General features: G+C 63.3%; 4 protein-coding genes and 1 tRNA gene. All 5 read left to right on the forward strand.

Annotated elements, in window-relative coordinates; translation table 11 throughout:
• The first annotated feature begins 78 nt into the window (after positions 1 to 78).
• The 5 genes from recA to H7A19_16495 all read left to right on the forward strand — a co-directional run bounded on the left by recA (position 79) and on the right by H7A19_16495 (position 5,725).
• Positions 79 to 1,104: a recombinase RecA gene (recA, locus tag H7A19_16475; GenBank protein MCP5476427.1), complete on the forward strand. Its 1,026-nt coding sequence runs from the start codon at positions 79 to 81 to the stop codon at positions 1,102 to 1,104.
• Positions 1,094 to 1,570 carry a regulatory protein RecX gene (locus H7A19_16480; protein ID MCP5476428.1) on the forward strand — a complete coding sequence of 159 codons (477 nt, stop codon included), beginning with the start codon at positions 1,094 to 1,096 and terminating at the stop codon, positions 1,568 to 1,570. Before recA ends, H7A19_16480 begins: the two co-directional genes overlap by 11 nt.
• A 668-nt stretch (positions 1,571 to 2,238) precedes the next feature.
• Complete coding sequence (alaS, locus tag H7A19_16485) at positions 2,239 to 4,998, forward strand: alanine--tRNA ligase (GenBank protein MCP5476429.1); 2,760 nt, start codon at positions 2,239 to 2,241, stop codon at positions 4,996 to 4,998.
• Between the two features lie 420 nt (positions 4,999 to 5,418).
• Positions 5,419 to 5,625 carry a carbon storage regulator CsrA gene (gene csrA, locus H7A19_16490; protein ID MCP5476430.1) on the forward strand — a complete coding sequence of 69 codons (207 nt, stop codon included), beginning with the start codon at positions 5,419 to 5,421 and terminating at the stop codon, positions 5,623 to 5,625.
• Positions 5,626 to 5,632: 7 nt separating this feature from the next.
• Positions 5,633 to 5,725: transfer RNA gene (locus tag H7A19_16495), tRNA-Ser, on the forward strand.
• Positions 5,726 to 6,000: the final 275 nt, after the last annotated feature.

The following is a 6,000-nucleotide window of genomic DNA, read 5'->3' on the forward strand; positions in this document are numbered from 1 at the left end:
CCGGTGCCGAATCTCAATCGCTGAGACGCGGCGGCCCCATAAAGCCGGCCCATACCTTTCGCTTTCGAGGACATCAACATGGACGACAACAAGCGCCGTGCGCTATCGGCTGCACTTTCGCAGATCGAGAAACAGTTCGGCAAAGGCACCGTGATGCGCATGGGTGATCGCACCTCCGATGCCGTCGAGGCGATCTCGACCGGCTCCCTGGGGCTGGATGTGGCGCTCGGCATTGGCGGTCTGCCGCGTGGTCGTGTGGTGGAAATCTATGGGCCGGAATCCTCCGGCAAGACCACCCTGACCCTGCAGGTGGTGGCAGCCGCCCAGCGCGCCGGTGGCACCGCGGCCTTTGTCGATGCTGAACATGCACTCGATCCCACCTATGCCGAGAAACTGGGCGTCAATGTCGATGATTTGCTGGTGTCGCAGCCTGATACCGGCGAGCAGGCCCTGGAAATCACCGACATGCTGGTGCGCTCGAACGCCATTGATGTGGTCGTGGTCGATTCGGTTGCCGCTCTGGTGCCCAAGGCGGAAATCGAAGGCGAGATGGGCGACTCCCATGTCGGCCTGCAGGCGCGACTGATGAGCCAAGCCCTGCGCAAGCTCACCGGCAACATCAAGCGGTCGAACTGTCTGGTGATCTTCATCAACCAGATCCGCATGAAGATCGGCGTGATGTTCGGCAGCCCGGAAACCACCACCGGCGGCAACGCGCTGAAGTTCTATGCCTCGGTGCGCCTGGATATCCGCCGTACCGGCTCGGTCAAGCGCGGCGACGAGGTGATCGGGTCGGAAACCCGCGTCAAGGTGGTCAAGAACAAGATGGCGCCGCCGTTCCGCCAGGCCGAGTTCGAGATTCTCTACGGCGAGGGCATCTCGCGCGAAGGCGAGATCATCGAGATGGGCGTGGCCCAGAACATCGTCGAGAAATCCGGCGCCTGGTACAGCTACAACGGTGAGCGCATCGGACAGGGCAAGGACAATGTGCGCCTGTACATGAAGCAGCATCCGGAGATGGCCCAGGAAATCGAGACCCGCATCCGCGAGAAGCTGCTGGACATCGGCGCACCAGCCGTGGCGGTTGCCGCGGATGAAGGCTGAGCCGACCAGCGGGAAGCCACGTCGCAGCGCCTATGCTGCGGCGGTGGCCTTGCTGGCCATGCGCGAACATTCGCGCATGGAACTGGAACAGAAGCTGGGTCAGCGTGACTACCCGGCCGATGAAATCCATCAAGCGCTGGATGCGATGCTTGAGGCCGGATTGCTCAGCGACGAGCGCGCGGCACGCGCGCGCATCGTCAGCGGGTTGCGTCGGGGCCACGGTCCGGCGCGCATCCGTCAATCCCTGCAGCAGGCCGGATTGCCCGCCGATTCAAGCATGACCGGCGATGACGACGAGGCCATCAACTGGATAGAGCAGGCCCGTGATGTGGCTGAACGCAAGTTCGGCACCGACGCACCGGTCGACTACCAGGAATGGGCGCGACGCGCCCGCTTTCTGCAATCCAGGGGCTACGACACCCCAACCATCCGCAAGGCCTTGCCGGCAGTCGACAGCTCCGGGTAGGAGCGCCCTCGCGGCGCGACCGCAGTTCATCTAGCCGCGGCATTATTGAACGGCAACGAGATTTGGCGGCCAGAATCTCCAACGCGGAGAACGCAGTGGGCCGCGGAGGACGCAGAGAGAATCTGATCCAGGATGGTTCTTGCTCTTCTCTGGGTTCTCCGCGTTCAGCTTCTGAGTCCGGCACCCCGCAAATCCCGGTCTTCGCGACGGCACGCGACACGGCGGTCGCGACACAAGGTCGCTCCTACCCGTGTGCGGTTCCCAGTAGGAGCGCCCTTGCGGCGCGACCGTCACCGTCCTGGGTCGATAATCTTTGCCGGCTGCCGATGGCGAGAATCTTCAACGCGGAGAACGCCAAGGGCCGCAGAGTACGCAGAGAGAAGCTGATTCTGGATTGGCTTCGCTCTTCTACGCGTTCTTTCTGCTTTTCCTTCGCGTCCTTCGCGTCCCGCTCTTGCCTACAGCCCAGCGCAGGTTCCGGTCTTTGCGAAGGCACATGGCGTGACAGTCGCGACACGAGGTCGCTCCTACCAACGCCCATGGCCACTCGTAGGAGCGCCCTGGCGGCGCGACCGTCCAATCCCCATGCGTTCAAGAGTGCAGTCTCGACCCCGGACAGGTTAGATTCCGGGGTTAGCTGCGTGCGCTCAAACTCAGGGTCCGATCCGATGCAAACCACCAACCAGATTCGTCAGGCCTTCATCGACTACTTCGTCGGCAAGGGGCATAGGCATGTGCCATCGAGTTCGCTGGTGCCAGGCGGTGACGGAACCCTGCTGTTCACCAACTCGGGCATGGTCCAGTTCAAGGACACCTTTCTTGGCGCCGAGAAGCGCGACTACACCCGCGCCGCATCCTCGCAACGCTGCGTGCGTGCGGGTGGAAAGCACAACGATCTGGACGCCGTCGGTTACACCGCGCGCCATCACACCTTCTTTGAAATGCTCGGCAACTTCAGCTTCGGCGATTATTTCAAGCGCGATGCCATTCATTACGCCTGGGAACTGCTGACCGGTGTCTACGGCCTGCCCGCCGACAAGCTCTGGGTGACGGTCTATGCCACCGACGACGAAGCCTTTGATCTCTGGAACCGGGAGATCGGCGTGCCGGCCGAACGCATTGTCCGCATCGGCGACAACAAGGGTGCGCCCTTTGCCTCCGACAACTTCTGGCAGATGGCCGACACCGGCCCCTGCGGCCCCTGCTCGGAGATTTTCTACGACCATGGGCCGGAAATCGCTGGCGGTCCTCCGGGATCGCCCGACGAGGATGGCGACCGCTACATCGAAATCTGGAACCTGGTGTTCATGCAGTACGACCGCTCGGTCAGCGGCAGTACCGAGTACGCCAGCAGCGATGCCGCGCGCGCAGCCTATGCGCAGGCGCTGGCCGACGGCAAGGTGGTGCAGCCGCCGGTGGCCAGTCGCAGCGCCGATGGTGCGCTCAGGTACACGCTCACCGAATACCGCATGGCGCCCCTGCCCAGTCCCTGTGTCGATACCGGCATGGGCCTGGAGCGATTGGCGGCGGTGCTGCAGCACGTGCATTCCAATTACGAGATCGATCTGTTCCAGGCGCTGATTGCGCAGGCGGCCCGGTTGACTGATACCGATGATTTGACCAATGCCTCGCTGCGGGTCATCGCCGATCACATCCGAGCCTGCGCCTTCCTGATCGTCGATGGCGTGCTTCCCGGCAATGAAGGTCGCGGCTATGTGCTGCGCCGGATCATCCGCCGGGCGCTGCGCCATGGCTGGAAACTCGGTGTGCGCAAGGCCTTCTTCCATCACATGGTGGCACCACTGGTGACGCAGATGGGGCAGGCCTATCCGGAATTGGCCAACAAAGCCAGGCTGGTCGATCAGGTACTGGCCGCCGAAGAAGAGCGCTTTGCCGAGACCCTCGACAGCGGCATGAAGGTGTTCGAGCAGATCGCGGCCAGGAATGCAGGCCAGATCCCCGGTGCCGACGCCTTCCGGCTCTATGACACCTACGGCTTCCCGGTCGATCTGACCGCCGACGTGGCGCGCGAGCGCGGCATGTCGGTGGACATGGATGGCTTCGAGCAGTCCATGACTGCCCAGCGCGATCGCGCCCGCAGTGCCAGCCAGTTCGGTGGCGGCGTGCAGGTCACGGCCGAACATGTGGCTGGTTTGCCGGCCACCGAATTCTGCGGCTATCACGACGAGGCCATCGAGCAGGCCAAGGTCCTGCGCATTCTGGTCGATGGTCAGGTACGCGAGCAGATCGTCGGCGGCGACCGGGCCCTGATCATTCTCGATCGCACGCCCTTCTATGCCGAGAGCGGTGGTCAACAGGGCGATCAAGGCCAACTCCGTGCCGAAAATGGCAACTTTGCCGTGGTCGACACCATCAAGCTGGCGGCCGTTTTCCATGGTCATCTGGGTCAGCTCGACGCCGGCGTGCTCCGCGTCGGCGACAGCGTCAGCGCCCGGATCGATCACGAACGCCGCAGCGCCATCGTTCTCAACCATTCGGCCACGCATCTGCTGCACGCCGCATTGCGCGAGGAATTGGGCGATCACGTGCAGCAGAAGGGCAGTCTGGTGGCGCCCGATCGCCTGCGCTTCGATTTCTCCCACTTCCAGCCGATCACGCCGGAACAACTGCAGCGTATCGAGAACCGGGTCAATGAGCAGATCCGCGCCAATGCGCAGGCCGAAGTCCATCACATGGGCATGCAGGAGGCGCTCGATTTCGGCGCCATGGCGCTTTTTGGCGAGAAGTACGGCGATCACGTGCGTGTGCTGAAGATGGGCGATTTCTCCACCGAGCTCTGCGGTGGTACGCATGTCTCGCGCGCGGGTGACATCGGTTTGTTCAAGATCTTGAGCGAAACCGGCATTTCCTCCGGTGTGCGCCGCATCGAGGCCATCACCGGCGCCGTCGCCGTGGCCTGGGTGCAGGAACAGGAGCAGCGCCTGCGCGAGTTGGCCGGCATGCTCGGTGGTGGCGATCAGGTCATCGCCAAGGTTCAAGCCCTGCTGGAGCGCATCAAGCGTGACGAGCGCGAACTGGCGGCAATGAAGTCCAAGGCCGCCAGTGCCTCCGTGGATGACATGGTGTCCGGCGCCGTGGCCGTGGGCGATATCCGGGTGCTGGCGGCGCGCCTGGAAGGCATTGATGCCAAGGTGCTGCGCGAGATGCTCGACAAGCTCAAGCAGTTGCTCTGTGACGCCGTCGTCGTGCTGGCCTCGGCCCAGGACGGCAAGGCCACGCTCATTGCCGGCGTCAGCGGCAGCGCGCTCGGTCGCGTCAAGGCCGGCGAAGTGCTGGCGCACGTGGCCTCTCAGGCCGGCGGCAAGGGCGGCGGTCGCCCCGACATGGCCCAGGGCGGCTGCAATGACGTCCCGGAACTACAAGCCGCACTCAAGGCGCTGCCGGCGTTTGTCGGCAGCAAGTTGTAATCTGGCCGCTCAGGCCAGCCGTGTCGGCCAGACATGGCACGCGGGCAGTGAGCCCAGCTCTTGCGCGTAGCCCGTTGTGCCGCGAAGCGGCTCAGCGGGGCTTTTTGGCGTAACCGCCCGGAGAGCGCTGCGCGCACTTCGGGCTACGAAGAGCCGGCGAATGAGTCCGGAGGCCGGACCGGAGTGAGCGGCGATTCCAGTTGTCCAGACCAATGCGGACCTGCAACCGCTCGCGCCCTGCGTGTTCCGCCGCCCACTCGGATCACCAACGGCATTGCTCTTGGTCACCCGACTACGCTACCATTCGCGTTTCGCGCAGACAGGAATGGTCACGCGCGTTGTGACAGGGACAGTTACGGGTGCGCAGTTTCGCACTCACGATATCCCGGGTAGTCTCCGGGGTGGCGGCAGGAGGAATGGATGCTGATCTTGACGCGTCGCGTCGGCGAAGCCCTGATGATCGGTGATCAGGTGTCGGTGACGGTGCTTGGTGTTAAAGGCAATCAGGTGCGTATCGGTATCAATGCACCCAAGGATGTCGCGGTACATCGCGAAGAGATTTATCAAAGAATTCGCAAGGAAGACGGCACCGAGGGCGATTTCCCCTCAACAGAAGCTGATTCCTGACGATCACGGAGAGATGCCCGAGAGGCCGAAGGGGCTCCCCTGCTAAGGGAGTATGGGTGCAAAACACCCATCCAGGGTTCGAATCCCTGTCTCTCCGCCAAAAGCAAAGCCCAAGCAGTTGATCGCTTGGGCTTTTTTGTGGGCGTCATTTTCTTCCCCGGACCTCTTCCCACGCCGGCCCAGTTCTGCGATTCAGGTTGATGCTGGCCCCGAGTCAGCGCTCGCATCCCCTGGGTGGTCGGTGCAGCGGTCAGGCGCTAAGGGAGCATCAGGCGATTGCTTTCTCTGCCGCGCCGATGCCACTGCAAAGCCCAAGGGCTGGGTGCAGCGCTGTCTGAAATCAGCGCCGCAGCGAGTGTCGGGCGTGGGCGTGGA

Source organism: Rhodanobacteraceae bacterium (assembly GCA_024234055.1).
Classification (GTDB): Bacteria; Pseudomonadota; Gammaproteobacteria; order Xanthomonadales; family SZUA-5; genus JADKFD01.

Coding starts and splice junctions, on each gene's coding strand:
- recA (MCP5476427.1), top strand. CDS start 79: ATGGACGACAACAAGCGCCGTGCGCTATCGGCTGCACTTTCGCAGATC.
- H7A19_16480 (MCP5476428.1), top strand. CDS start 1,094: ATGAAGGCTGAGCCGACCAGCGGGAAGCCACGTCGCAGCGCCTATGCT.
- alaS (MCP5476429.1), top strand. CDS start 2,239: ATGCAAACCACCAACCAGATTCGTCAGGCCTTCATCGACTACTTCGTC.
- csrA (MCP5476430.1), top strand. CDS start 5,419: ATGCTGATCTTGACGCGTCGCGTCGGCGAAGCCCTGATGATCGGTGAT.